Source organism: Geobacillus sp. CCR, from assembly GCF_052906625.1.
The window spans coordinates 81,766-105,367 of the sequence record NZ_JBREBQ010000005.1 but is presented as its reverse complement, the minus strand read 5'-3'; the positions used below and the strand labels follow the sequence as shown (position 1 = coordinate 105,367).

33 protein-coding genes are annotated in these 23,602 nt (G+C 51.9%); 19 read left to right on the top strand and 14 right to left on the bottom strand.

From position 1 onward, the window contains the following. The first annotated feature begins 59 nt into the window (after window positions 1-59). A complete protein-coding gene (locus ACVBDQ_RS04380) occupies window positions 60-971 on the top strand; it encodes an RluA family pseudouridine synthase (RefSeq protein WP_011230332.1) in 912 nt (303 codons plus the stop codon). Here the strand turns inward: ACVBDQ_RS04380 and prpE are convergent. After that, a complete protein-coding gene (gene prpE / locus ACVBDQ_RS04375; protein ID WP_446663046.1) occupies window positions 968-1,705 on the bottom strand; it encodes a bis(5'-nucleosyl)-tetraphosphatase PrpE in 738 nt (245 codons plus the stop codon). The genes ACVBDQ_RS04380 and prpE overlap by 4 nt on opposite strands. A gap of 206 nt (window positions 1,706-1,911) precedes the next feature. Further along, complete coding sequence (locus ACVBDQ_RS04370; RefSeq protein WP_011230334.1) at window positions 1,912-3,087, bottom strand: FtsW/RodA/SpoVE family cell cycle protein; 1,176 nt, start codon at window positions 3,085-3,087, stop codon at window positions 1,912-1,914. A gap of 198 nt (window positions 3,088-3,285) precedes the next feature. Between ACVBDQ_RS04370 and fabI the strand changes: the two genes are divergently transcribed. Together fabI and ACVBDQ_RS04360 are read left to right on the top strand one after the other, a co-directional pair. Then, window positions 3,286-4,062: an enoyl-ACP reductase FabI gene (gene fabI / locus ACVBDQ_RS04365; protein WP_011230335.1), complete on the top strand. Its 777-nt coding sequence runs from the start codon at window positions 3,286-3,288 to the stop codon at window positions 4,060-4,062. 119 nt (window positions 4,063-4,181) lie between these two features. Then, a complete protein-coding gene (locus ACVBDQ_RS04360) occupies window positions 4,182-4,592 on the top strand; it encodes a CotO family spore coat protein (protein ID WP_011230336.1) in 411 nt (136 codons plus the stop codon). A gap of 154 nt (window positions 4,593-4,746) precedes the next feature. Here the strand turns inward: ACVBDQ_RS04360 and ACVBDQ_RS04355 are convergent, their stop codons facing one another. The 8 genes from ACVBDQ_RS04355 to ACVBDQ_RS04320 all read right to left on the bottom strand — a co-directional run bounded on the left by ACVBDQ_RS04355 (window position 4,747) and on the right by ACVBDQ_RS04320 (window position 13,788). Next, complete coding sequence (locus ACVBDQ_RS04355; protein ID WP_014195185.1) at window positions 4,747-6,318, bottom strand: glycosyltransferase family 4 protein; 1,572 nt, start codon at window positions 6,316-6,318, stop codon at window positions 4,747-4,749. Between the two features lie 2 nt (window positions 6,319-6,320). Next, window positions 6,321-7,415, bottom strand: a complete 1,095-nt coding sequence (locus ACVBDQ_RS04350; protein ID WP_014195186.1) for a CotS family spore coat protein — start codon at window positions 7,413-7,415, stop codon at window positions 6,321-6,323. 255 nt (window positions 7,416-7,670) lie between these two features. Continuing rightward, entirely contained in the window at window positions 7,671-8,825 is a 1,155-nt protein-coding gene (locus ACVBDQ_RS04345) for a glycosyltransferase family 4 protein (protein WP_138188003.1), read from the bottom strand. Further along, window positions 8,822-9,778, bottom strand: coding sequence for an NAD-dependent epimerase/dehydratase family protein (locus ACVBDQ_RS04340; RefSeq protein WP_011230340.1), 957 nt, complete (start codon window positions 9,776-9,778; stop codon window positions 8,822-8,824). Before ACVBDQ_RS04340 ends, ACVBDQ_RS04345 begins: the two co-directional genes overlap by 4 nt. Further along, on the bottom strand, window positions 9,775-11,058 hold the full coding sequence (locus ACVBDQ_RS04335; RefSeq protein WP_011230341.1) for a UDP-glucose dehydrogenase family protein: 1,284 nt from the start codon (window positions 11,056-11,058) through the stop codon (window positions 9,775-9,777). The genes ACVBDQ_RS04340 and ACVBDQ_RS04335 overlap by 4 nt, the downstream gene beginning before the upstream one ends. Window positions 11,059-11,239: 181 nt before the next feature. Next, window positions 11,240-12,322, bottom strand: coding sequence for a glycosyltransferase (locus ACVBDQ_RS04330; RefSeq protein WP_011230342.1), 1,083 nt, complete (start codon window positions 12,320-12,322; stop codon window positions 11,240-11,242). Between the two features lie 6 nt (window positions 12,323-12,328). Then, on the bottom strand, window positions 12,329-13,324 hold the full coding sequence (locus ACVBDQ_RS04325) for an aminoglycoside phosphotransferase family protein (RefSeq protein WP_011230343.1): 996 nt from the start codon (window positions 13,322-13,324) through the stop codon (window positions 12,329-12,331). 161 nt (window positions 13,325-13,485) lie between these two features. Beyond that, window positions 13,486-13,788 (bottom strand): hypothetical protein, encoded by a 303-nt coding sequence (locus ACVBDQ_RS04320; RefSeq protein ID WP_011230344.1) that lies wholly within the window; start codon window positions 13,786-13,788, stop codon window positions 13,486-13,488. 174 nt (window positions 13,789-13,962) lie between these two features. Here ACVBDQ_RS04320 and ACVBDQ_RS04315 point away from each other — a divergent pair, with 174 nt between their 5' ends. Together ACVBDQ_RS04315 and ACVBDQ_RS04310 are read left to right on the top strand one after the other, a co-directional pair. After that, the gene (locus ACVBDQ_RS04315; RefSeq protein ID WP_011230345.1) at window positions 13,963-14,313 is read left to right on the top strand and encodes a DUF1360 domain-containing protein; all 351 of its coding nucleotides are present in this window, start codon (window positions 13,963-13,965) and stop codon (window positions 14,311-14,313) included. A 23-nt stretch (window positions 14,314-14,336) separates the two neighbouring features. Then, the gene (locus tag ACVBDQ_RS04310) at window positions 14,337-14,471 is read left to right on the top strand and encodes a hypothetical protein (protein WP_014195190.1); all 135 of its coding nucleotides are present in this window, start codon (window positions 14,337-14,339) and stop codon (window positions 14,469-14,471) included. Between the two features lie 155 nt (window positions 14,472-14,626). On the opposite strand, the gene ACVBDQ_RS04305 is transcribed toward ACVBDQ_RS04310, so the two are convergent. After that, window positions 14,627-15,391, bottom strand: a complete 765-nt coding sequence (locus ACVBDQ_RS04305) for a hypothetical protein (protein ID WP_011230347.1) — start codon at window positions 15,389-15,391, stop codon at window positions 14,627-14,629. 101 nt (window positions 15,392-15,492) lie between these two features. Continuing rightward, a complete protein-coding gene (locus ACVBDQ_RS04300) occupies window positions 15,493-16,212 on the bottom strand; it encodes a hypothetical protein (protein WP_011230348.1) in 720 nt (239 codons plus the stop codon). 154 nt (window positions 16,213-16,366) lie between these two features. Between ACVBDQ_RS04300 and ACVBDQ_RS04295 the strand changes: the two genes are divergently transcribed. The 11 genes from ACVBDQ_RS04295 to ACVBDQ_RS04245 all read left to right on the top strand — a co-directional run bounded on the left by ACVBDQ_RS04295 (window position 16,367) and on the right by ACVBDQ_RS04245 (window position 21,636). Further along, the gene (locus ACVBDQ_RS04295; protein WP_014195191.1) at window positions 16,367-16,702 is read left to right on the top strand and encodes a spore coat protein; all 336 of its coding nucleotides are present in this window, start codon (window positions 16,367-16,369) and stop codon (window positions 16,700-16,702) included. 388 nt (window positions 16,703-17,090) lie between these two features. Next, window positions 17,091-17,321 (top strand): hypothetical protein, encoded by a 231-nt coding sequence (locus ACVBDQ_RS04290; RefSeq protein WP_011230350.1) that lies wholly within the window; start codon window positions 17,091-17,093, stop codon window positions 17,319-17,321. 27 nt (window positions 17,322-17,348) lie between these two features. Further along, entirely contained in the window at window positions 17,349-17,552 is a 204-nt protein-coding gene (locus ACVBDQ_RS04285) for a hypothetical protein (RefSeq protein ID WP_013523190.1), read from the top strand. Between the two features lie 158 nt (window positions 17,553-17,710). Beyond that, window positions 17,711-17,917 carry a DUF1657 domain-containing protein gene (locus tag ACVBDQ_RS04280; protein WP_011230352.1) on the top strand — a complete coding sequence of 69 codons (207 nt, stop codon included), beginning with the start codon at window positions 17,711-17,713 and terminating at the stop codon, window positions 17,915-17,917. 97 nt (window positions 17,918-18,014) lie between these two features. Continuing rightward, window positions 18,015-18,491, top strand: a complete 477-nt coding sequence (locus ACVBDQ_RS04275; RefSeq protein WP_011230353.1) for a YhcN/YlaJ family sporulation lipoprotein — start codon at window positions 18,015-18,017, stop codon at window positions 18,489-18,491. 11 nt (window positions 18,492-18,502) lie between these two features. Continuing rightward, window positions 18,503-18,982: a stage V sporulation protein AC gene (gene spoVAC / locus ACVBDQ_RS04270; protein WP_011230354.1), complete on the top strand. Its 480-nt coding sequence runs from the start codon at window positions 18,503-18,505 to the stop codon at window positions 18,980-18,982. After that, window positions 18,982-19,995 carry a stage V sporulation protein AD gene (gene spoVAD, locus ACVBDQ_RS04265; RefSeq protein ID WP_068894944.1) on the top strand — a complete coding sequence of 338 codons (1,014 nt, stop codon included), beginning with the start codon at window positions 18,982-18,984 and terminating at the stop codon, window positions 19,993-19,995. The genes spoVAC and spoVAD overlap by 1 nt, the downstream gene beginning before the upstream one ends. A 1-nt stretch (window position 19,996) precedes the next feature. Beyond that, the gene (spoVAE, locus tag ACVBDQ_RS04260; protein WP_013146042.1) at window positions 19,997-20,353 is read left to right on the top strand and encodes a stage V sporulation protein AE; all 357 of its coding nucleotides are present in this window, start codon (window positions 19,997-19,999) and stop codon (window positions 20,351-20,353) included. Between the two features lie 12 nt (window positions 20,354-20,365). Continuing rightward, the gene (locus ACVBDQ_RS04255) at window positions 20,366-20,572 is read left to right on the top strand and encodes a DUF1657 domain-containing protein (protein ID WP_011230357.1); all 207 of its coding nucleotides are present in this window, start codon (window positions 20,366-20,368) and stop codon (window positions 20,570-20,572) included. Window positions 20,573-20,584: 12 nt separating this feature from the next. Beyond that, on the top strand, window positions 20,585-21,445 hold the full coding sequence (locus ACVBDQ_RS04250; protein WP_013523193.1) for a DUF421 domain-containing protein: 861 nt from the start codon (window positions 20,585-20,587) through the stop codon (window positions 21,443-21,445). Between the two features lie 20 nt (window positions 21,446-21,465). Next, entirely contained in the window at window positions 21,466-21,636 is a 171-nt protein-coding gene (locus tag ACVBDQ_RS04245; protein WP_011230359.1) for a hypothetical protein, read from the top strand. Between the two features lie 139 nt (window positions 21,637-21,775). Here ACVBDQ_RS04245 and ACVBDQ_RS04240 read toward each other — a convergent pair whose 3' ends face one another. Then, on the bottom strand, window positions 21,776-22,096 hold the full coding sequence (locus tag ACVBDQ_RS04240) for a thioredoxin family protein (RefSeq protein ID WP_011230360.1): 321 nt from the start codon (window positions 22,094-22,096) through the stop codon (window positions 21,776-21,778). A gap of 128 nt (window positions 22,097-22,224) precedes the next feature. Between ACVBDQ_RS04240 and ACVBDQ_RS04235 the strand changes: the two genes are divergently transcribed. The 3 genes from ACVBDQ_RS04235 to ACVBDQ_RS04225 all read left to right on the top strand — a co-directional run bounded on the left by ACVBDQ_RS04235 (window position 22,225) and on the right by ACVBDQ_RS04225 (window position 23,050). Further along, on the top strand, window positions 22,225-22,461 hold the full coding sequence (locus ACVBDQ_RS04235) for a hypothetical protein (RefSeq protein ID WP_011230361.1): 237 nt from the start codon (window positions 22,225-22,227) through the stop codon (window positions 22,459-22,461). A gap of 76 nt (window positions 22,462-22,537) precedes the next feature. Continuing rightward, a complete protein-coding gene (locus ACVBDQ_RS04230) occupies window positions 22,538-22,666 on the top strand; it encodes a YjcZ family sporulation protein (protein WP_013146038.1) in 129 nt (42 codons plus the stop codon). A 126-nt stretch (window positions 22,667-22,792) separates the two neighbouring features. Beyond that, window positions 22,793-23,050: a stage VI sporulation protein F gene (locus tag ACVBDQ_RS04225; RefSeq protein WP_011230363.1), complete on the top strand. Its 258-nt coding sequence runs from the start codon at window positions 22,793-22,795 to the stop codon at window positions 23,048-23,050. Between the two features lie 117 nt (window positions 23,051-23,167). Here the strand turns inward: ACVBDQ_RS04225 and ACVBDQ_RS04220 are convergent, their stop codons facing one another. Further along, window positions 23,168-23,602 (bottom strand): GNAT family N-acetyltransferase, encoded by a 435-nt coding sequence (locus ACVBDQ_RS04220; RefSeq protein WP_011230364.1) that lies wholly within the window; start codon window positions 23,600-23,602, stop codon window positions 23,168-23,170.

Sequence of the window (23,602 nt, the reverse complement as noted above, 5' to 3'; positions counted from 1 at the left end):
GAAAGTGGATGGAACACGATGAGCAAGACGGAGATTTTTGATCAGAAAGGTGACGAACATTGCCGCCGTTTACCATGACCTTTTCCATCGATGAACAGCACGACGGAAAGCTGTTGCGCCAGTTTTTGCAAGAGAACGGCATTTCGCGGACGGCGCTTACCGATATTAAATTCCATGGCGGGGCGCTGTTGGTTGACGGTCGGCCCGTCACCGTCCGCCATGTGCTGCGCGCCGGCGAGACGCTGTCGGTTGTCTTTCCGCCGGAGCGGACAAGCGATTGGATGGACGCAGAAGCGATGCCGCTTGACATTCTGTATGAAGACGATTACGTCCTTGTTGTCAACAAACCAGCGGGATTGGCGACGATTCCGTCGCGCCACCATCCGGGCGGGACGCTCGCCAATGGCTTGCTTCACCATTATCGAAAGCAGCAGCTCGACTCGACCGTCCATATCGTCACCCGGCTTGACCGCGACACGTCCGGGCTCGTGCTCGTCGCCAAGCACCGCCACGTTCATCATTTGTTGTCGGCATTGCAGCAAAAAGGGCACGTTGTGCGCACGTATGAGGCCATTTGCCATGGCGTCATTGTCGAGGATGAAGGGACGATTGACGCCCCCATCGGCCGCCAAAGCGACAGCATCATTGCTCGCGAAGTGCGGGAAGACGGGAAGCCGGCTGTCACTCATTTTCGTGTACTTGAGCGGCTTTATGGCTATACATACGTTTCGCTCCGGCTGGAGACGGGGCGCACGCACCAAATTCGCGTCCATTTGGCTTATCTCGGCCACCCGCTCGCCGGCGATGAACTGTACGGCGGGAGCCGGGAGATGATCGGCCGCCAGGCGCTTCATAGCCGGCAACTGTCGTTTTTTCATCCGTTTGCCGGGCGCTGGTATACATGTTCCGCCCCGCTTCCTGACGATATGGAGCTCCTCATCGAGGCAACGCGCAGAAGGTGCGCTGATTAGGAGAACGTGCGGAATTTTTCCGGAACGAACGGCATCGAGGAAGGAACGGAGACCGTTTCCATTTCCGGATAGCGCAAGGCGGTCAGCGCGCCGCCGAATACGCAGCCGGTGTCGATGTTGACCGTCCGCCCGACAAACCGCGGTTTTTCGACCGGCGTGTGGCCATATACAACCCATGCGCTGCCGTGATACCGTTTCGCCCAGTCGCGGCGCACCGGCGTCCCGTCCGGGTTCGTTTCGCCGGTGATGTCCCCGTACAGGACGAACGTCTTGACTTTTTTGTCCGTCCGCCCGATATAGTCGTGACGGATGCCGGCGTGGGCGATGACAAGGCGCCCCTCATCGAGCACCGCATACAGCGGCGCCTGTTCATACAGGCGGATGAACTTGCGGCGGATCATCTCCTGTTCGCTTGGAGGCAAGGTGCGATATTCTGCGACCGTCGTCTCAAGCCCGTGGGCGATTTGCACGTTTCGTCCTAAAAAAAAGCGGTACAGCTTATTGCAATGGTTGCCTGGCACGTAGTAAGCCAAATTTCGCTCAACAAGGGCGCAGACGATCTCGATCATGTTCAGCGATTCAGGACCGCGGTCGGTCAAATCGCCGACGAAGCCGAGCTTTCGTCCGTCGGGATGAATCGGCACCCCTTCGTCCCAATGGTAGCCGAGTGTTTCCGTCAATGCGGCGAATTCACGGAAGCAGCCATGAATGTCGCCGATGATGTCCACTTGCATCGAATGTGCTCCTTTCTCGCCATAGTGGTTGTACTACCAGTATGTCCGTTCAGTCAGGAAAAGAAAAGATGCGGCGGTTTTGCCCGTCTCATCGCGGCTTTTGCGGGGGCAACGCCCAAACGGCGGAGCCCGCGGCCAGGAAACAAAGAAGTGGAGTTGAGCTTGATGGCGACAAAAAACGCCGCCTGCGGACACAGCAAGCGGCTTTATTCATCGCTTGCGAACATAAACTTCCGCGTTCGCGAATGAACGTTTAAGACGAGGCCGATCGCCAGCATATAAGTCGCCAGCGAGCTTCCTCCATAGCTGATGAACGGAAGCGGCAACCCCGTGATCGGCAAAAGTCCAATCGTCATGCCAATGTTTTGGAACACTTGGAACGTAATCATGCCCGCGACGCCGGCGCATAAATAGCTGCCATATAAATCGTTGCTCTCCAAGGCAATATGGATCATGCGATAAATGAGCAGGAAAAAGAGAGACACGACGATGCTTGAGCCGACAAATCCGAACTGTTCTGAGATGACGCCAAACACAAAGTCTGTGTGCGCCTCCGGCAAATAGACTTGTAAGTTGCCCAATCCTTTCCCATACAGTTCCCCTGACCCAATGGCCATAAGCGAACGGATGAGCTGGAAGCCTTGTTCGTTGGAATATTCATATGGAGCCAGCCAGCCGTAAAACCGGTTCAACTGGTAATCTTCTTTAATAATGTACTTATGGAAGAAATCAGGAAAATAAAAGAAAATGAACACAACGACTGCCACCATTGTTACACCGGAAAGGACAATGCCGAAAATGATGCGCCAGCGGATGCCGGAAACGAGCACCAAGGTGGCGGTGATGGCCATAAACACCATCGACATGCCCATGTCCGGCTGCTTGGCGAGCAAAATAAGCGGCGGCAAGACGGTCAAAGCGATTTTGCCAAGCAATTTAAAATCATCGCTGATCGTCGGTTCGGGATATTTTTCCCGATGGTTGACGATGATGCGACTTAGGACGATGATCATAAAAATTTTCATCAGCTCGGATGGTTGAAAGTTGCCTCCAGGTAGATGGTACCAGCTCGTCGCCCCCTTAATGGTTACTGATCCTGGGACGTTCAATTCCAGCCCAAGCAACAGCAACATCCCGAATCCATACAAATACCAAGCGATTTGAAACAGCCGATCATAGTCAATGATCATCGTCAAGGCGATCACGACAGCGCCGATGGCGTACCATTGCAGCTGTTTCGAAGCGAAGTTGACGTTTTGCAGTTTCTCCGGCAGCATCGGTTCTGCGCTATGGATGGCGATGGCGCTGACGACCGCCATCAAGAATAAAAGGAACAGCATATGGTAATCCAGCTTCGATTTGGAAAAACGATCATGATCCATGGAACGATCCTCTCCATTCAAATGTGCCATATACCATATTAGCGAATCGCGCCGGTTTTGCAAAGTGGGAAAAACCGCCGCCAGCATGAAGGAATCGGAAGGCAAAAGGGAAGCGTGCATTTACATCGGCCGCCGCATCGCCTATAATAGAATTAACACCTGGTGCTAAGAATAAATGATAATTGGGAGGATGAACGAATGGTCTTATCGTTGGAAGGACGTACATATGTCGTGATGGGGGTGGCGAACAAACGAAGCATCGCCTGGGGCATTGCTCGTTCGCTTCACGCTGCCGGCGCTCGGTTGGTGTTTACGTATGCCGGAGAGCGGTTTGAAAAAGAGGTGCGGGCGCTTGTGGATACGCTTGGGGACGAACGTTCGCTTCTGCTGCCATGCGATGTGGCAAAAGATGAAGACATCGTTCAATGTTTCGCGCAAATCAAAGAACAAGTCGGCGTCATCCACGGCGTCGCTCATTGCATCGCCTACGCCAATAAAGAAGACTTGAGCGGGGAATATATGAACGTCAGCCGCGAAGGCTTTTTGCTCGCCCACAATATCAGCGCATATTCGCTCACCGCGGTTGCGCGCGAGGCGAAAGAGCTGATGACGGAAGGCGGCAGCATCGTCACCCTCACGTACTTAGGCGGCGAGCGCGTCGTGCAAAACTACAACATTATGGGTGTGGCGAAAGCGTCGCTTGATGCGAGCGTGAAATATTTGGCGAACGATTTAGGCAAATACGGCATCCGCGTCAATGCCATTTCCGCTGGACCGATTCGCACACTGTCGGCCAAAGGGGTGAGCGATTTCAACTCGATTTTAAAGCAAATCGAAGAACGCGCTCCGCTCCGCCGGACGACGACCCAAGAAGAAGTCGGCGATGCGGCGCTGTTTTTGTTCAGCGACTTGTCGCGCGGCATCACCGGGGAAATTATTCACGTCGACTCGGGATACCACATTTTAGGATATTAAAAACGTGCGAGCAGCCGTTCCTGTTGATGGAGCGGCTGTTTTTTGCTTGACTTGGGCAATTATTGAGATCACGGGCATACATATATAAGGTAAGGCAAGCATGGAAAAGGGGGATCGACGTGCGGAAACAAAACGTTGTGGAGACGGAGCCGTTGCTTTACATTGTGCAGCCAAAAGCGATGCGGGCGGCGGCGCATATGCAAGAAACGTTTATGTGGACTAGCCGAACGCAACAGGAAGAGGAAGGAAATTCCAACGATGAACGAGGCGGCGAGGAGGAACCGACTGAATTTTTTGCCAAAAAAGAATTCCAAGCGATGGCGCTCGACGAGCGGCTGGCCTTTTTGGCGGAGCTGCCCGGCCATTTGCCGCCGCTGAAATGTCAATTTGTCATGAAGGATAAGAGCTATGAAGGCATATTAAAGAAGTGCACGGCGACCGAGTTGACGATCGCCGATGAACAGGGAAACGAAACGGTCATCGGGCGCGCGCAGCTTCTCGCGGTGACGATGATCGGGTTTGTGCAGTAACGCATTTCCTTGCGTTGAAACGCATCTTTGCCTGAATGCGTTGCGGCGCCAGGAAAGGATGATGAGGGTTTGTTTCCTTCATTTGCTGTGGGAGTGTATTCTCATTTTTATTTTGGATGTCCGTCATTTTCTTCTTGGCGATTTTCGATTCGTGTTAGTGTGAGCTTGCAATCGTAAAATGTTTGGTGTCATGTTTCGCTTGAGCCAATTTGCGGTTCAAATGCGTTTTAGGCGACGCGTCCAGCGTTTGTTGGTTGCCGCTTGCAATGGTAAAAGGTTTTATGTGGCGGCCGGTTTGGGGCTGTTTAGGAGCTGGGGCGCTTTTCGCGAGTTCAGTTCGCTCTGCCGCAGCTTCTTTTTGTTTGGCTGTTTGTTGATGGTCTTCCATTGATATGGCACGCTCTTTTTTGGTTTTTCCCTTTTTCGTTTTGTCGGATGACGCTGCCGCGTTCTTTTTCGAGTGGACTTTTTCTTTTGCATCCGCTTTAGGGGTTGGCCGGTTCAGTTGTTCTGTTGCATCTTCTTTCAGCGGTTCTATTGTCATGCCGGCTGCTTGTTCTTCACTCACTACAGCTTGTTCTGTTTTCTCCGCCTGCTCCCAAACTTCCAATAACTCGGAAGCGACTCGCTCCCAATGATAGATCGAAATCGCAAGCTGCCGGCCTTTTTCTCCCATTCTTCTCATCAATGATTGATCCGATAATATTTGGGCAATCTTGTTGGCAAAATCACTCGGGTCCTCCGGATTTTCTACGATAAGGCCGTTTTCATTGGCGAAAATGACTTCCGGATTGCCGCCTCTCGCGGTCGTTACGATCGGAAGGCCTGCTGCCATGGCCTCATAGTGGACGCGCGCCAACGGTTCCTGCCATTGCGAGGTGCATACAAACAAATCAGCCGCCGCAAACCAATTTTGGATTTCATTCGGTGGGACAAAGCCTGTCGTGACAACGGGGACAGGCATTCGTTTCGCCAGTGCTCTTACATATGCGACATAATCAGTAATGTCATTTTCGCTAAACCAGTTGCTCCCGACAATCACCAGGGCTAAGTTTTTAAATTTTTTTGCCAGCTCCGGCAATGCTAGAATGAGTTTATCGACCCCTTTATTGCGAGACAGCCTTCCGGCGAACAAAATGACCGTTTTGTTTTCCAACCCATGTGCCCGCCGAATGTCGTTGCGTATTTTCTGCATTTTTGGATGATTTCCCGGCAAAAATCGTTCGCTGTCTACTCCAGAATAAATCGTGCGCAATTTTGGCGATGCCTGCGGATATAGACTGCGGATGACATTGCCAATATAATCGCTCACGGTTACGATGTAGGCCACTTCTGCGATGGCCGCCGTTGCTTCTTCTGGATCGATTTTTTCCGGTTGAAACATATCATTGTGCATACTTAACGTCATTTTAGCGTCGGGCGCTGCCTGCCGGATGGGCAGAACAAGGCGGGGGCGGTTAAAGATATGGATGAGATCGAACTTGTTCGCTTCCACATAACGAACAACGTTTTCCCGGTATATTTCAAATATTTTTCCCGGTACGCGCACGTAGTGAACGCCATGGATGGTTTCTTGCTCGGGAAGCGACGAATCGCTGATGCCTAAAACGGTAATATCATGGAATTGGCTTACATGTGGAAGAATGCCGGAAATATACGTTTGAATGGCCCCGCCTAATAAAGGGGGAACGGGGAGTTTTTCTGTACAAACCATCAAAATCCTCATATTTATCCCACTCCTTTCCAGTCATTTTCGATTTCTGCCAATACAGGCCACTTTGACTGGTCGGTTTCGACAATCGTTTGAATTAACTGTGCTGTTTGTTCATTGAGAAAAATTTCCGGTTCATAGACGACTTCTTTCATATTTTTATAAAATTCGTTTGGCATGGCCAAGTCAATCATCAAAAGCTCGTATAATTCAGGTGTGATTGGATTTGCTTCGTGGTACGCTAGAATCATTTCCCGCACCCATGTTGCATCCCATTTGTATAAATCCGCCATTGTGCCGCTAATGAGTTTTCGTAAATCACGAATCGGAAGGTCAAAGGCAACTCCGTCGAGATCAATAATCCACATTCCGTCCGCGCCCATTTGGCCGTTGGACCAACCGTAGTCTTGGTGAACCAACCCCCAATGAGCCGTTCCTTGCTTGACGAATTCAACATAGCTGGATTGCAGGAATCGTTCCATGCCTTTTCGCGCCTGTTCTTCAAATCGGTCAACTACCTCTAATAATGGTGGGCTTGCCGGCATTTCAGGGTAGTATTTGGCAATGTTCCGAAACCAGCTCATTTTCGTAATCATTTTTTCATAGTTTTTTGGCCATTTGTGCAGCCGCGAAGCCATTTCCGCCTGTTTTGGGGGGACATACCCTTTGCTTAGCCGATGGAATTCACCAAGGGCATAACAAAGCTTTCTTGCTCCTTCCAAATCCTTTGTAACTGGCGTCAACGGTTCAATCCATTCCGCCACAAACCATAGTTTTCCTCCTGCCTCGACATAACTTTTTCCATCCTTTGTTTTTACAATTGGCGGCACTCTTGCCTTGCGCACTTCCACTAAATATTCTTGTGCTCCTAGGCTGAATAGGCTCCTTGTCGGCCTCCGGTGCAGCAGCTTCAAACTTTTCGGGCCTGATTTCGTTTCGAGCTTCCAAATCGCTCCTCCCTTGTCCGGTTTTGTCGTAACGATTTGCATGTTTTGAACGGATAAATCGTAGTTTTTCAGCACTTCCTCTGCCAGCTGGATGATATACTCAGGGATAAAAAATTCATGGGTCGTTTCATCGACGAGCCATGGTTCAATAACGATGTCTTTCATGCTATCCCTCCTGTCAGGTATTTGGGAATGGACGAAGTGAAATATGTGTGATTGCTACTAGGATATGTATGGAGAACGAAATTGGACTGGGTAAGCTCATTAAATAGAGGATATTTCCCGAAGCCTCTGCAGTTTGACGAACTGGGGGGCGGCGAAAGTGTGACGAGTGGGGATAGATGCACAAGGAGCGGCATGGTTGATTTCATCGGAGAAAGAGAAAAAGGCTGTCCCGAAAACATTTCTCTTAGACAGCCCTTATTGGTTTGGGGAAAGAGAGGAACATGCTTCGATATAAACCGTTTCAAACCGCTTGGCCACATGGTGGAATTGAAATTGCTGTTCAACGAGCGTTCTTGCCTTTTTCGCCATGGTTTCCGCTTCATGTTTGTTCACAAGCATGTAATCAATCGCTTCAAAAAAAGCGTGCGGGTTTTGGTAGTCATCGATGACAAAGCCGGTTTCGCCGTGGCGGACGATTTCGGTGTTGCCGCCGCGGTTGGTTGTCACGACCGGAATGCCGGCGGCCATCGCTTCGTAATGAACGCGGGCGAGCGGCTCGTGCCATTGCGAGCTGCATACAAACACATCGGCCATTAAGAGCAGTTTGGGGATATGACTGTGCGGAACGTAATTCGTAAACAGAACGCGATCGGCCATCGGCGCCGCGAGCTCATGAAGCCAGTCGATGTATTCGCTTCGGCCGGTGTCGCCGAACCATTTTCCGCCGACGATGACAAGCGCTGCCTCGGGATGGCGGATCAAAAGGGATGGCAGGCATTGAATCAGCAAATGCGGTCCTTTTGTTTTGCTGAGTCGGCCGAGAAAGAGAACGACTTTTTTATCGGTGAGTCCGTACGCTTCGCGTTCCGCTTGGCGGATGCGCCTGCCTTCTTCCGTCCAGACGGGGATGTATTGGGAAGCATCGACTCCGGAATAAACGACTTTTACTTTCTGAGGATCGATTGGGTAACGGTTTGTCACCGTCCGTTTGATGTATTCACTGACGGCGGTCAGCAAGGTGCAGGCGTCTAGCGCCCGCTTCGCCTGTTCTGCTGTAATTTTCAGCGGGGAAAACATGTCGTTATGCAGGCTTAGCACAAAGGCGCTTTGCGGAGCCGCCGCTTGGTAATCGATGAGCGGAACAGGACGATTGAAGACGTGGACGACATCGAATTTGTGCGCGGCCAACGCACGTGCCACATCCGTTTCATACGTGGCTTTTGGAAAACGGATGTAGTGGATGTCTCCGTCTGTCTCTTCAGGCGGCAAAAGCGGATCAGCGATTGAAAAAATCGTCAGTTCGTGGCGTCGGGCGATCAATGGAGCAATCCCATCGATCATCATTTGAATGGCCCCGCCCCGCACTGCCGGGGCGGGCAGCTTTTCCGTGCAGACATAGGCGATTTTCATGAATGCTCACCCTCATACAGCGAACGGATGTATTCGATCTCTTTTTGTAGGCCGCCCTCAAGCGTTACAACCGGCTTGTACCCGAGCAGCCGCTCCGCTTTTGCCAAGTCGGCCCACGTTTGTTTCGGCTCTCCGCGGGCGGAGGGGGTATACTGAATGATCGCTTGTTTTCCCGTCAGCGTTTCCAGCAGACGGATCACCTCATTGACCGATGCTCGTTCTTTTCCGCCGATATTGATCGTTTCTCCAATGACGCCATCCCGCTCGAGCGCGGCGATCGTTCCATCAACGCAGTCAGAAATATAGGTGAAATCGCGCGATTGTGTTCCGTCGCCGAACACGGTGAGCGGTTGTCCAGCGAGCAGCTGGCGGATGAAGCGGTGAAACGACATGTCCGGGCGCTGGCGCGGGCCATAGACGGTGAAATAGCGCAAAATGACGATCGGTACGGCGAACTCGCGAAAATAGACGCGGCATAAATGTTCGCCGGTGAGCTTCGTAATGCCATATGGGGAGAGCGGGGCCGGTTCAAGCGTTTCCGACAACGGGCCGCTCCGCTCGCCGTAGACGGATGAGGTCGAAGCGTAGATGAACCGTTTGAGTGGCCGGTCTTTGCATGCCTCAAGCAACCGCTGGGTAGTGGAAATGTTGTGTGCAGCATAGGCGGCAAACTCCGTCCCCCAGCTCGTTCGCACACCGGGCATGCCGGCTAAGTGGTAGACCGCTTCGACGTTTTGCAGCAAGGACGGCAAATCGGCTGTCAACAAATCCAGCTCAAGAAAGGTAAACCGTGGATGAGACTGCAAATGGGCAATGTTCTTCGCTTTTAGCGGCGCCGGCGTCGGTCCGAGAAAGCCGTCGACGCCAATCACATGATGCTCGTCGTTTTCCAGCAGTTTTTCGCATAAATGGGAGCCGATAAATCCGGCCGCACCGGTGACGAGAATGTTCACGGGCGCCCCACCCCCATGTAGCGCAAACCGCTTTGTTCGACTGCATGGCGATCCAAACAGTTTCGACCGTCAAACACGAGCGTCCCATTCATCGCCGCTTTCACTTGCCCCCAGTCAAGCGTGCGGAATTCGTCCCAATCGGTGGCGATGACCAAGCCATCCGCCCCTTGGATCGCTTCGTGCACCGACTGGACTTGTGTGACGCGGGTGAGCGGCTCCGAGAGCGTTGCCTTCGGGTCGTAGGCGGCAACCGTACAGCCGTTTTCACTCAATCGGCGGATGAGCGCTTCAGCGGGGGAAAAACGCGTATCGTCTGTATTCGGCTTGAAGGAGATGCCAAGCACGGCGATCTTTTTGTCCGTCAATGGGGCAAGTTGCTCATTGAGTTTTTGGAAGCAAACGTCAAGCTGGGTGGCGTTGATGGTCTGCACCGCCTTCAGCAAATGCGGCTCCACTTGGCGCGAACGCGCCGCATGTTCGAGCGCTTTGATATCTTTTGGAAAGCAAGATCCTCCATAGCCGAGGCCGGCCCGCAAAAAGTGTGGGCCGATGCGCGGGTCGAGGCCGATCCCGCGGGCGATGTCATTGACATCGACGGCAAACGCGTCACAGATGCGCGCCATTTCGTTAATAAAGGAAATTTTGGTCGCCAAAAACGCGTTGGCGGCGTATTTGATCAGTTCCGCGCCGGTCAGGCTCGTTGTGAGGTAAGGGGCGTTGATGCCGGCATACACCGCCTGCATGACGGCAAGCGATTGGTCATCATCCGGTTCGAGTCCGACGACGATTTTGTCTGGGTGAAACATATCGTAGACAGCCGACCCTTCCCGCAAAAACTCTGGGTTGGATACGATTCGGAACAACTGCGGTTTCACTCCTTTGCGGATAAGCTCGGCACGCATCCATTCATTCGTCCCCGGCGGGACAGTGCTTTTCGTGACGATCGTTTTGTACGATTTGATCGTCGTTGCCAAGCGGTCGAGCACCGCTTCAATATAGCGCAAATCGGTGCCGCCGTCGGGCCGCGGCGGGGTGCCGACACAAATGACAACGACGGCCGCCCGTTTGATATCATCCCAGCGGCCGCTGAACGTCAAATAATTATCATTTTTGGCAATCAATTCTTCGAGCCCTGGCTCATAAAACGGAACTTCCCCGTTATTGAGCAGGCGGATTTTCCGTTCATCATGATCAATGCAATGCACTTCATGCCCAAGTTCAGCAAGGACGGCAGCGGTGGTTAGTCCGACGTAGCCAGCGCCAATGATGCAGATGTTCATGCTAATAGGCCTCCTTCGTGAAATCTCCGGCTTTTATAGCGTATTAACGGACAAGTGTGGTTTGCTACATGGCAAGCGCCTAAAACGCTGGAAATGGTGCGGCCTATTTTCGTCGGACAACCTTTCTACTGTTTGGAAAGGAAAGGGGAAGAATTGAGCATCAAAAAAAACCAGGTGACAGTTACCTGGTTTTTTTGATGAATTCATCATACAGCCGCTCCTGCACCTTGATTTGTTTCGTGATATCAAACCGCTGTTCAATCACTTTGCGCGCTTTTTTCGTGAAGGATGGAATTCGTTCCGGATGTTCCAGAAAAAAGCGAATGCCGTTCGCTAGCTCAAGATCGTCTCTTTCTGGTGCGAGATAGCCGGTGCGTTTGTGTTCGATCAATTCGGGGATGCCGGCGTGATTCGTTGAGACGACCGGCAGCCCGCTTGCCATCGCCTCTTTCAACACGTTGGGGATGCCTTCGATGTCTCCATCAGAAGCGGTCTCGCTCGCCAAGCAAAATAGATGGGCGCGTTCCATTTCGCGGGCGATTGAAGCGGCATCCATGGCACCCAGCAGGTCGACAAACGGATCGAGCTTCAGCTCGCTGACAAGCCGGCGGATGTTTTCTTCCTCTTTGCCGCTGCCGATGATGCGGAGGCGGCAGCGCGGATGAACTGCATGCACGCGCCAAAAGGCGCGCACGAGCGTTAAAAACCCTTTTTTCTCGACGAGCCGGCCGATCGAGAGAATGATGATGTCTCCGTTTGCAGGAATCGTCCGTTCCCGGTACGGAAATAAATCGAGCTCGATGCCGCCGTAGAGAACTTGAATTTTTTTCGGCGGAAAGCCTAGCGTGATCAGTTCATTGGCAAGGTAGCGGCAGACAGGAAGAAAGAGCGCCCCATGCTGTTTGAGCAAATTGTACCGTTTTTGATTGCGCCGCAAACTTTGATGCTTCGCCGATCCATCGCGGCCGCGGATGCTGACGACAAGCGGAATGCGATGGGCGATGCAAAGCGGAAGAATTTCGACGGCATGCTTTCCATGGTGAGCGTGAATGGCGACAATATTTTGTTCTTTGGCGAAGCGGCCGAAATCGTCGATGTCGTTGAGGCGGTAATAGTTGATGAGAGGAAACGGATGGATGCCGTCATCAGCGAATGACCCGATCATGATCGGGCGGTATTTTTTTAAATGAACCATTTGGTTGTAAATAAAACGTTGATTGATTTTCATTTTTTCATGAAGAAAGTGGGCGATCGTTTGTTTCATTTTTCTCTATCCCTCGCTTTTGAAAAAATCGGACAAGAATGCGAATTTTTTTGTTTCCTGTTCGGCGAGGCGGGTGAGCAAGTCCAAGGACGATGGGCTGTGCAACGCTTGCTTTTGTTTTTCACGGCCGACCGCTTCGCTGTAAAACACGTGAGGAAACATAGCATCAGCGACATAGACGCTCTTGTACGGAGCGTACAGCGGGCAAATGGAGAAATAAAGGTCAAATAGCAGCTTCGTTCGCTTTACCGCATCGTTTTTCGGGTTTTTCATCAATGAAACAAGCAGAAAGCGAAAATCATCAAGCGGGAGGCCATAGTAGGCGCGGTCAAAGTCAATCATCATGACTTCGTGGTTTTCCGCCAATAAAAGGTTGTTGCTGTTGTAATCCCCGTGGCAAATGGCCTTTCGTTCTTTCGCTGTGCGGCAAAAATCAGCTAGATTGCTTTTTTCAAGCCATGCATAACTTTGATTAGCGATCCGGGCCATCTGTTCCATTATATGAGAAAGAGTGTCACCATGATCGATGGCCTTTGCCTGCTCCTCTAACTGTGCTGCTTTTTGCCGATGTGCGCTCAGCACGTCTTTTGGCTCCGGAAACGATGAAGGGCAGGGGCCGATCCAATCGGCAAACAGACTGTGAGCATGAAAGCGGGCGAGCCCTTCGATCCGTTGTTGGAAAGAGGGCTTCGTTCCGCTTGGGACGATGTAGTCCATCAAATAGTAGTAATGGCCTTTTCGGTGGATGTAATATTGGTCTGTTTTCGTTTGGAAGATTTTTGGGACATGAAATCCTTCTTGGTACAGCTTTGAATGAAGCAAAATCGGAAAATTCGTTTTGTCTTCGCTCAGCCGTTTCAGCACGTACCGTTCCCTCGTTTTTTTGTTTCGCACAAGCCATACTTTGTCGTTTTTCAGTTCCTTCATGATATCGACTTCAGTTCCAGTCAGGTCGTAACTGCTTAAAATGTCAAACAACAAGCGAGATCGTTTCGAAGCCAAGATCAGTTCCTCCTAGCATCTATTGTCGATTAGTAAAAGTGTATGTAATACGAGAAGCGAATGTATAGACAAGCGCACTAGTCAATGAGAAAACGGCGCCGCCAAAAAAATAAGCGCCGACCGCGCTGGTTGGCGTCAGCCGGCTGTGCCTTCTTTTCTAGCTATTCTTCCTCTTCATCTGTGTCGGCGGATGGAGCTGGCCTCATGGAGGCAGGGAGATCGATTGAGGTGATCGTGGCAGCATCGATCGTAAGCGAGCGCCCCCCCTCTTTATAAAAGCGGTCAACCAATAGCGAGACGCTGTTCGTCCGCGGCTCGAAGCCGAGAAAAAGCGCATTGTAATGCGTCTCGTTGGTGGTGTGCACGTTAACCTCAGTGTTGAGTGGAAGCGCGGCCAGCTGTTCGTAAAGAGCACGGGGAAGGCGGGGGCGGGTTGGGCGTCGGTTGAAAAAGACATGGTACATCGCGTCGCCTCCTTTCTAGTCTCTTGTGTTAAAAACCTATACTCCATCATATGATTGGCGTAGGAGAGCGTTTGGGTAAACGTCTGTACCAAAGAGAATTCGCTAGCTGCCAAATGGGAACGACAGAAGGCAATCGGTTTTTTGCGGTCATAATCATGGAAAGGGGAGGGGAGCATGGACGATCCGTTTTCATTTGTCCTTCTTTGTTTAGCCAGCTTTCGCCTGACACGGCTCATCGTATATGACGCGATCACCGCCTGGATTCGCCGTCCCTTTCACGAATGGACGGAGCAGGAGCTTCCGGACGGAAGCAAACAAGTGTTTCTTTCTTTCAAGGGAGGCGGGCTGCGTCGCTGGTTTGGCGAACTGCTGAGCTGCTACTGGTGCACGGGGATCTGGTGTGCGGCGTTTTGTTATATTGGCCTAATGCTTTGGCCGAATGTTTTTGAGCCGCTCATTATGCTTCTAGCGATTGCCGGCGGGGCGGCGATCATGGAGACGATCGTTAGTAAATGGTTGTCGTAAGGAGAAAGGCGGCTATTGAGGTCATGACACAGCCAATGAGGGATGCCGGCGGGCGTCGTTTTGGTCAAAAAATGGACAGCGAATCGCTGATGCTGGTTGGGCAACGTTCGCTGAAGGAATGGCCGGCGGTGTGGATGGAAGTCGTCGTCAGCCGGTGATGCAAAAACAGCCGCGCAGCTTGTCGGGATGACGTTGATGGAAGGAAACGTCCAACTGCTATTGTTTGAAATAGGAAATAGCGGAGCCGGCCCAAAACGGCCGGCCCAAACAGCAGGTGCGCCGCTGGTCGGCATGAAGGCGGAAAACGAGCGGGTCACCATTGAATGGCAATATGGTTGGCGGCAGGAACGCCCTTTGGCAGTTCTGCGCAATACACGAATCCATCAACCGTCAATGAGCGGGCATTGCTGGACGGGGGAACAGTGATTTCGAACTGGGAAAAGCGCCGCTCCTCGCTTGGTTCAAGCGGGGCGTCATAAAGCGGGGCAAGCCAGTATTCCCCGCTTTGCCGCACTTTTTCCCGCCAGTTTTCGTGGGTGAACGTCCAGCTTTCCGCGCTATTGGAGATCAGCGTTTCCTGCTCGGCCCGTCCGCTGTTTGGCAAAACAATTTTCCCGCTGAGCACCGCCGTTTTTGGAGGCGAAAGGCGGAGACAGACAATCAAATGGTGAAGCGGCGCTGTTCCGTGATTGCGAATGATGAAATCGCCGATGATGGTCAGCTCCTCCTCATCAAGATGCGTCGGAACGACGACAGAATAGTGAAACAACGCTGACACGGCAGCAGCTCGTTCAAACGCTGGTGTCTGTGTCTCTTTTGAGGTGTTATATCGCGTTTCTTCCAGTGCAATTTCACACAACAGAAGCTGGCGTTCCAAGGCGGCGATTTTTTTCTTGTACGTTTCAACGTTGGTTGTTTCTGCTTCACGCAGCTTCTCTTTCAAATAGGCGCTGCGCATTTTTTCCTTGGCCAACTCGGCCTCCAGTTGCTGCACTTGTTGCCGGCATGAGGCTGCTTCTGACCGGTAGTGGATGATTTGCTGCTGCAGACGGAGGTGTTGGTCGTTTTTGTTTTTCATACGGTTTCCACCCCTTCCATTCTCATCTTATGTATCCATTGCGGGTGCATGCCATATAAAAAAGGCTGTTGTTGGAACAACAGCCTGAACGGTGCAGGACGCTACATGGCCGGGAATACGTCCGGGCATTGCGGCGGGAATTTGGTTGTCGGGCAAAGCACGGCTTCGGCCAATTCTTCGCGCGGTTGGCAGAAACGAGCTTCGACTTCGATTTTGACATCAGCTTCCACTTGGACTTCAAGGCATAAGGTGATGGAAACATCAAGTTGTGCAAAGTTGTCTGTGCAGACTAGGCTCGTGTCGCATTCGAAGAACGAAATATGGCAGTTGAGCTGCGTGCCTTCTGGGGCGCACAAGATGAACGTTTGTGCTGTAGCGAACGGAATTGGTTTCGATTGGCAAATGACCGTGCCGGCTGGGCTGACAATTTGCACGACGACATGCCCTTTGATGAGCGCTTTGACTTTTTGCAGCGTCACCGTTTCCCCAGAAGGAAGGGTGACGTTTACGGACTGCCGGCCGTTTGGCTGCGTAATTTCCTGGCAAATCAATGCGTCCTGGTCAACGACCGAGTCGATCGGGTTTCCGTCGGCGTCTGTCAGGAAGCAACGGATCGTCAAGTGTTGCGGGTTTGTATGTTGCGCTCCCAAAAAATCGCAAATCGTTCCTTCCCGCTGGCAGTGGTCCATCGGGAAAATCGCTTCCAAATCCTCGCCGCTGAAGCTTCGCAATGGCACATCGACTTGGCGCGTCACCCAGTCGTAAATTTTGCGCGTTCTGATGCATACTCTTTCTGTATCGCGACGGTGATGATGACCCATTTTCTTCGTTCCTCCTATCGTTCAGTTGTTCCCCAACGCCTGGTGGTTTGGGACTACTGTATACTATGGAACGGCTTAGGTAAATGTGTTGGGACAGATGCGGATTTTTTGCTGGTGGGTGCAGACAACGATGAATCAAAGGAGGAGATGTCGAATGATGAAAGACAAACATGGGGCGATGAATGAAGAGAGAAGGGGGACAGGTGAACAGCGGCTTGCTGAGCGAATGGCTGAACTGGAGCGCCGGCTGAAAGAGGTGGAAGCCGAAAACATTGTGTTAAAGGAACTGGCTTACCAAAGCGCCAAGCGCTACGAGCAGCTCAAACAGCTGGCGAAGGAAAATGACGAGCTTCGCCGCCAGCTGCTGCAATCGCCATGGAGCGAAAAAACGGGCAAGGCAGATGAGGACGAACGGCCGGACAGCTGGTTTTTCCGCACACTGAGGCAAGAAAATGCCATCATGCCACACCCGGAGCGAAACGAAAAATGAGAGGCACCCTTGGCTCGCCAAGCCATACAATAGCAGTAGCCGCTCGCTTTTTCTCTCGCCGTTAGACATTGTTTGTTTTTATGCCGTTTCGATTAGAGACGAATCGTACGGAAATGGACTTGAACATAAATTGGTTGATCGGCGAGGGCTACACTTTTTCGGGATGGAGGGATGAGGAATGAAGAAGCCTACTCCGTCGAAACCGGTGACAAGGGTGCTTTCTTCGACAACGCAGCCTGTGCGGCGTCCGAGCGGATGCGGATGCGGATGCGGTCGGCCAGCCGTCATCAAGAAGAAATAACGGAAATCTGTGAGAGATGCCTATACTTCGCTTCGCCTCCTTGCATAGTCTAACAGTGCAACTAGGCGAAAGGAAGGGGGGAAGGGCATGTCGGATCGGAAAAAAGCGAAAGTGATTCATGTCGATAAATTGATCATTCATGCCGATGACATCGTCATTATGCCGCGCGGCCGCATCCGCGATCCATGGTTGTTCCCGCACCGCGATGATACGGAAATGGAAGCCGTTGAAGATGTGCGGGACCGGGATAAGGAAGAACATGGTGAAGGAGGCCATGATCGAAACGAAGGAGAACGGAGACCGTTCTCGTGGATCTAGCCATAAAGCAAATGGGGGACGCAAACGGTGGAGCGTTTTAAAAATTACGGGCTTTGGCTGGCAATCGGATCGTTTGCCGTGATTGCGCTTGAGACATTCGGCGTCGACATTGATCTTGGCAAATATGAACAACTGTACCATGCCTTCTTAAGCATTTTGGTGATGGCCGGTATTTTAAACAACCCGTCGCTCGGCCGCGGTTATTCCGATAAAGTTGATAACAAGTCGTAAACCGTATGGGCGCCTGCAGAAGGCGCCCTTTTCGTGCCCGGAAAGGCTGGAAAGGCGGGAGAACGTTTTGCAGAAAATGACAATTATAATTTGGCGGCGAAAAACCATTCTAAACATTGTCACCACCAATCTTACACCATATAAGGAGGACATGAATCATGACGGTTGCAACACAAGTGAAACAAACATTGGCGGGGTTAAAATCGGCTCAAGCGAGCTTCGAAACGTTTGCTTTGCAAACCGAAAACCAAGCCGCGAAACAGCTTTACCAACAAGCTGCCCAACAAACGCAGGCGGTCATTGATTTGGTGAACTCGCGCATGCAAGAAATTCAAAACGAAGAGCCACAATATAAACAACAATAACCTTCGCAGAAGCGAATGGGATGGTTCAGGCGGAAAGGTTGGCACAGCACGCCAACCTTTCCCGACTTGGCGGAAATACATAAAAACGAATGGGTTGATGAAGATGAAAAAATGGTGGTTGGCGGCCGTCGTTGCGATGATCGCGGTCGGCGGCTGCGCCAAAGAAGAAACGGAACAAAAGCAATCGCTGCAAGGGGCAAACCTGCTGAGAACCCAAACGTCCGGGACGGCGAAACATGCGGAGCTGAACCAAGGTCCGGCCGAGCGGGCGGCCAGCTATTTGCGCGGGCGCGACGATGTTCGGGACGTGGTGGCGGTCAACAGCGGGGATCGGTTGCTCATTGCTTATCAAATTCCCCATATGAAGCGGTGGAGTCGAAAACAAATTGAGAAAGACATTGACCAAAAACTGCGCGACCTGTTTCCTGGCTATGACGTTGTTTCCTCGAGCGATTTGAAAATTTTTTGGAAGACGAAGGAATTAAAAGCTAACATGGACAATCGACGCTGGGATGAACGAAAAGTCAATCGGGAAATCAGGCGCATTGAAAAGCTAAGCAAAGAGCAAACATAAGAGGTGTCATTATGGCGAATGAAAAACGGAAAAAGCTGACCCCGGTTCAGCAGGAATATCATTTATTCGAAAAAGAGCGGGAAACGAAGCGCCCTATCGTTCGCAACTGTGTTTGCGCGTTTCTCGTTGGCGGAATCATTTGCGTGATTGGACAGGCGATCTCTTATTTTTACATGTATTTTTTTGACTTTACCGAGCAAACGGCAGGCAATCCGACGGTGGCGACGATGGTCTTTTTGTCGATGATTTTAACTGGGCTTGGCGTTTATGACCGGATCGCCCAATTCGCTGGGGCGGGAAGCGCCGTGCCGGTGACAGGGTTTGGCAACGCCGTCATCTCGGCGGCGATTGAGCACCGGACGGAAGGATTTGTGTTAGGCGTCGGCTCGAACATGTTCAAGCTCGCCGGATCGGTCATCTTGTTCGGTACGTTTGCCGCCTTTGTTATCGCCCTTGTCAAAACGATTGCGACCCAGTGGGGGGGATTGTAATGCTGAAAGGGCACCGAACATGGGTGTTTGCCAACAAGCCGGCGATTATCGCGACCGCTGCCGTCGGCGGGCCGTTTGAAGCGAACGGCCGCCTCGCTGATGATTTCGATCTTTTGCATGAAGATTTATGGCTTGGCGAGGAATCGTATGAGAAGGCGCACCGCGTGTTGCTTGAGGAGGCGGCGTTTCAGGCGATGGAAAAGGCCGGGTTAGAGAAGGAAAACGTGCAGTTTCTCATCGCCGGCGATTTGATCAACCAGATGACGCCGACAAGTTTTGCCGCCCGAACGCTCGGCATGCCGCACCTTGGCATTTTTGGCGCCTGCTCAACCTCCATGGAAGGGCTTGCGCTCAGCGCTTTTATTGCCAACTATGGCGGGGCAGACTATATCTTAACCGGTGCGTCAAGCCATAACACCGCTGTCGAAAAGCAGTTCCGCTATCCAACCGAATACGGCGGGCAAAAGCCGCCGACAGCGCAGTGGACGGTAACGGGAGCTGGCGTGGCGATCGTCAGCCCGAAAGGGGACGGGCCGCGCGTGACGGCAGCGACGATCGGCCGCGTTGTGGATATGGGGATCGCCGATCCGTTCAACATGGGCGGGGCGATGGCGCCGGCGGCGGTCGATACGATTGAGGCGCATTTGCGCGACATGCAAATCGATGCATCGTATTACGATTTGATCGTCACCGGCGATCTAGGGCGAATCGGACGCCAAGTCTCCCTTGACTTGCTGCGTCAGCACGGCATTGACATCGATGAAGAGCGCTACCAAGATTGCGGACTGCTCATTTACCGCGATGGGCAGCCGGTTTTGTCCGGCGCAAGTGGGGCGGCTTGTTCCGCCGTTGTCGTTTACGGGCATCTCATCAAACGGATGCGGCGCGGCGAGCTGAAGCGCATTTTGGCAGTCGCGACAGGAGCGCTATTGTCGCCGCTATCGTTCCAGCAAAACGAGACGATTCCATGCATCGCCCACGCGGTGGCGATCGAGTATGGAGGTGAGGCGTAGCGTGTTGGCTATGTTTTTTTGGGCGTTTGTCGTCGGCGGGCTGATTTGCGTGATCGGGCAAATTTTGATGGATGTGTTTAAACTGACACCTGCGCATACGTTGACGATTCTCGTCGTCGTCGGGGCGATTTTGGATGGATTCGGTTTGTATGAGCCACTCATTGATTTTGCCGGCGCCGGGGCGACGATTCCGATTACGAGCTTTGGAAACGCGCTCGTTCACGGCGCGATGCAAGAGGCGGAAAAACACGGCATTATCGGCGTATTGACCGGCATGTTTGAAGTGACGAGCGCCGGCATCTCCGCGGCGATCGTCTTTGGGTTTATCGGGGCGCTCTTGTTCCGCCCGAAAGGATAGGAGGGATCTTCCATGACCGTTGCTTCGCAGGTGAAACAAACGTTGGCGAGCTTAAAAGGCATTCACGCTGGGCTGCAACAGCTGGCGCTCACTTCCCAGGATGAAACGGCGCAACGGACGTTTCATGAAGCGATGCTTGCGACAGAGGAGATCATCGCGGACATCAAAGACCGGATCGGCCGGCTCGAGTTCGAAGAGCCGCAATACCACGGAAAGTAAGGAGCATGATCGATGCCTATATGGTTAGAAACCGCCATTCGTTCGATTTGCATTTTAATCGGGTTGTTTGTGATCACCCGCATTCTCGGCAAAAAGCAATTATCAAAATTGTCGTTTTTTGAATACATCGTCGGCATTACCGTCGGCGATATCGCTGGAACGATGTCGGTCGATTTAGGAATTTCGTTGCAAGAAGGCATCACCAGCATTTTGATTTGGTCGCTGTTTCCAGTGGCTGTCGCTCGTCTCTCGCTGCGCAACAAGAAATTTCGCGATTTTGTCGAGGGCAATTCCACGGTTTTTATTAAAAACGGCAAAATTTTAGAGGAAAACTTGAAACGGGAGAAATATACGGTTGACGAGCTGCTCGAACAGCTGCGCAAAAAAGATGTGTTCCGCGTCGCCGACGTCGAGTTTGCGGTGCTTGAGCCAAACGGCGACTTGAACGTGTTGCTGAAGCGGGAAAAGCAGCCGCTCACCGTCGGAGATGTGTTCCCAAACCCACCGCGGGAAAAAGAGCCGCAAACGGTCATTATGGACGGCATGATTTTGGATGAGCCACTCGCTACGATGGGGCTTGGCCGCGGCTGGCTGAAGGAACAGCTTGACAAACAAGGAGTGGCGATTGAAAATGTGTTTCTCGCCCAAGTCGATTCATACGGACAGCTGACGATCGATTTGTACGATGATAAGATCCAAATTGCCGAGCCGCAGGAGAAAAAGCTGCTCTTGGCCGCGATGAAAAAAGTGCAGGCTGATCTGGAGCTGTATGCGTTGCAGACGAATTCCGAAGAGGCGAAGGCGCTGTATGAACGAAACGCCGCAAAAATGGCAGAGCTTGTGCAAAAAGTCGAACCGCTCTTGCGAAACTGATGACACAGGAGGAAAAGACGATGGAAGACAAACGGATAAAAACGACGGATGAGGAAATTCAAGTCCAATTGAAACCAAACGACCGCTCCGAGCGGACGCGGACGACCGATGAGGAAATTTCGATTGAATTGATGTTTGACAGCCCGCAGCTGACGCGCCAGCCGAAAGACTACGACGAAATTGAATATTGACGGCTTCCGTTTCCACAATCGGCGATCCATAAGGAGCTGTCTGTTCATTCGCATGGCTGTCCGAGAAGGAAAGCTTCCTTCTCGGACAGCCTCTTTTTGTTGCCCTTCTTCTCTGGCGAGGCAAGGATGCCGCCCCGTCTTACTCCGGCAGGGACTGCAAAAAGGCGCGCACCTCTTCCGGCGTTTTGGCGTCAGCGCTGTGCAGATGAGCAATTTTTTTTCCGTTGCGGAAGACAAGCAGGCTCGGGATGCCAAGTACCTGGTATTTCTCGCCAAGTTCCGGAAACTGGTCACGGTCGATTTCAAACCAATCATATTGTCTATAGTCGCGAACGATGTCATCGATGAACATATTGAGGCGCACGCAGTCCGGACACCAAGTTGTGTAAAACTTGATGATCGTTGGTTTATCACCGGAAATGACCGCCTCGAATTGCTCCACTGTTTCAATGCGTTTCACATTCGTTTCCTCCCTTTCATGTTGACGTTCATCTTTACTTTATCATATGGCAAGGCAAAAAAAGAACGGGGATGCCTTCACCTCGGGCAGTCGTTTTTGCATACAACAGTAAGAAAGGGGGGGAAAGTGTGAGCAAAGAACTGGAAAAGGCGCTCGAAGGTTGGGTTGCGTCACGCAAAGAAGGGCATGAAACGTTCATCCGCCTGTTTGAACAATGGGGAAAGGACTTTAACAAACAGTTGCAAGAAATCGAAAAATTGAACAATGGATTTTTAAAAAGTGTGCAAGGCAACTTAGACTACATCGAGCAATGGTTTGCGAAAAAGGAGCGGGAATTTGCCGAGCTGTTCCGCCGATTTGGATGACAAAATGGCCTTTGCGCCCATACGCCCCGCTAAGCCGGTGAATACGATACAGTAAACGGAGAAGGAGGTGCACATTATGATGGGCTTCTGCGGTTATGGTTATCCTTACGGCTACGGCTATGGCGGTGGCTATGGCGGTGGCTTTGTGCTGATTGTCGTGTTGTTCATTTTGTTGATTATTGTCGGCGCGGCATTTGTCGCCTAACGGAAAAAGCGAAAGGGGTACGGGCCGTTTCGGCGCCACGGAGCGGCTCGTATTTTTCTTTCCCTAATTTGATGCACGCCGAGGCGGGAGCATCATACGATATAGCAGGGAGAAGGAGGCGGAACGATGGATCAGCAATTTTTTAAAAACATCGAAAAGAAAACAGGTGTCAATATGAAAGACGTTTTTGAGCTCGCCAACTCGCTGCAAAACGCCAATTTCAGCGATGAAAAAACGGTGCGCCAAGTGGTGAAGCGGGTGGCGCAAATTGCCAACCGGAAAGTGCCAAAAGAACTTGAGGATCAAATCGTCAAGGCGATCGTCCATAACGGCAAGCAAATTGATTTCAATACGATCGCCAATATGCTGAACAACAAAAAGTAAGCAAAAGGGAGCTTGCGTGCGCACAGCTCCCTTTTGCTCTGCTTGGCTCAGGAGAGCGAAACGATGTTCGATGATCCCAAGCCTTGGATCAGTGTAGACGAGGCTGTTCTATGGCCATCATTCGAGCGATTTCACCATCGTGACATGTGGGATGCCGGCGTCCATAAAGACGCCGGAGACGGTCGTATAGCCGAGCTTTTGGTAAAACGGTTCTGCGTGCGTCTGGGCGTTCAGTTTCGCCGTTTTCGCCCCTTTTGTTTTCGCCAGCTGTTCGATCGCTTCCATCACCATCCGTCCGGCGCCGCGGCCGCGGTAGGACGGCAGGACGCAAATGCGCTCGATTTTGCCGACGCCTTCGTCAATGAAACGGAGTCGCCCAGCACCCACCGGTGTTTGGCCATCATACAGGACGAGGTGGAACGAGTCGTCCTCGAATGCGTCGATTTCCTCGTCTTCCGGCACGTTTTGCTCCTCAATGAATACGAGCCGGCGGACGCGCAAGGCGTCTTCGTACAAAGCGCGATCTTGCGTTGTGCCAATCGCAATGTTCAT

Bases quoted from the DNA above. Each gene is read 5' to 3' on its own strand.
- ACVBDQ_RS04320 (WP_011230344.1), bottom strand. From the start codon at position 13,788: ATGTACCATGTCTTTTTCAACCGACGCCCAACCCGCCCCCGCCTTCCC.
- ACVBDQ_RS04335 (WP_011230341.1), bottom strand. From the start codon at position 11,058: ATGAACATCTGCATCATTGGCGCTGGCTACGTCGGACTAACCACCGCT.
- prpE (WP_446663046.1), bottom strand. From the start codon at position 1,705: ATGCAAGTGGACATCATCGGCGACATTCATGGCTGCTTCCGTGAATTC.
- ACVBDQ_RS04230 (WP_013146038.1), top strand. From the start codon at position 22,538: ATGATGGGCTTCTGCGGTTATGGTTATCCTTACGGCTACGGCTATGGC.
- ACVBDQ_RS04355 (WP_014195185.1), bottom strand. From the start codon at position 6,318: ATGAGGATTTTGATGGTTTGTACAGAAAAACTCCCCGTTCCCCCTTTA.
- spoVAD (WP_068894944.1), top strand. From the start codon at position 18,982: ATGCTGAAAGGGCACCGAACATGGGTGTTTGCCAACAAGCCGGCGATT.
- ACVBDQ_RS04310 (WP_014195190.1), top strand. From the start codon at position 14,337: ATGACACAGCCAATGAGGGATGCCGGCGGGCGTCGTTTTGGTCAAAAA.
- ACVBDQ_RS04220 (WP_011230364.1), bottom strand. From the start codon at position 23,602: ATGAACATTGCGATTGGCACAACGCAAGATCGCGCTTTGTACGAAGAC.
- ACVBDQ_RS04370 (WP_011230334.1), bottom strand. From the start codon at position 3,087: ATGGATCATGATCGTTTTTCCAAATCGAAGCTGGATTACCATATGCTG.
- ACVBDQ_RS04225 (WP_011230363.1), top strand. From the start codon at position 22,793: ATGGATCAGCAATTTTTTAAAAACATCGAAAAGAAAACAGGTGTCAAT.
- ACVBDQ_RS04300 (WP_011230348.1), bottom strand. From the start codon at position 16,212: ATGGGTCATCATCACCGTCGCGATACAGAAAGAGTATGCATCAGAACG.
- ACVBDQ_RS04305 (WP_011230347.1), bottom strand. From the start codon at position 15,391: ATGAAAAACAAAAACGACCAACACCTCCGTCTGCAGCAGCAAATCATC.
- ACVBDQ_RS04275 (WP_011230353.1), top strand. From the start codon at position 18,015: ATGAAGATGAAAAAATGGTGGTTGGCGGCCGTCGTTGCGATGATCGCG.
- spoVAC (WP_011230354.1), top strand. From the start codon at position 18,503: ATGGCGAATGAAAAACGGAAAAAGCTGACCCCGGTTCAGCAGGAATAT.
- ACVBDQ_RS04350 (WP_014195186.1), bottom strand. From the start codon at position 7,415: ATGAAAGACATCGTTATTGAACCATGGCTCGTCGATGAAACGACCCAT.
- ACVBDQ_RS04255 (WP_011230357.1), top strand. From the start codon at position 20,366: ATGACCGTTGCTTCGCAGGTGAAACAAACGTTGGCGAGCTTAAAAGGC.
- ACVBDQ_RS04345 (WP_138188003.1), bottom strand. From the start codon at position 8,825: ATGAAAATCGCCTATGTCTGCACGGAAAAGCTGCCCGCCCCGGCAGTG.
- ACVBDQ_RS04295 (WP_014195191.1), top strand. From the start codon at position 16,367: ATGATGAAAGACAAACATGGGGCGATGAATGAAGAGAGAAGGGGGACA.
- ACVBDQ_RS04315 (WP_011230345.1), top strand. From the start codon at position 13,963: ATGGACGATCCGTTTTCATTTGTCCTTCTTTGTTTAGCCAGCTTTCGC.
- ACVBDQ_RS04290 (WP_011230350.1), top strand. From the start codon at position 17,091: ATGTCGGATCGGAAAAAAGCGAAAGTGATTCATGTCGATAAATTGATC.
- ACVBDQ_RS04245 (WP_011230359.1), top strand. From the start codon at position 21,466: ATGGAAGACAAACGGATAAAAACGACGGATGAGGAAATTCAAGTCCAA.
- ACVBDQ_RS04330 (WP_011230342.1), bottom strand. From the start codon at position 12,322: ATGAAACAAACGATCGCCCACTTTCTTCATGAAAAAATGAAAATCAAT.
- ACVBDQ_RS04250 (WP_013523193.1), top strand. From the start codon at position 20,585: ATGCCTATATGGTTAGAAACCGCCATTCGTTCGATTTGCATTTTAATC.
- fabI (WP_011230335.1), top strand. From the start codon at position 3,286: ATGGTCTTATCGTTGGAAGGACGTACATATGTCGTGATGGGGGTGGCG.
- ACVBDQ_RS04280 (WP_011230352.1), top strand. From the start codon at position 17,711: ATGACGGTTGCAACACAAGTGAAACAAACATTGGCGGGGTTAAAATCG.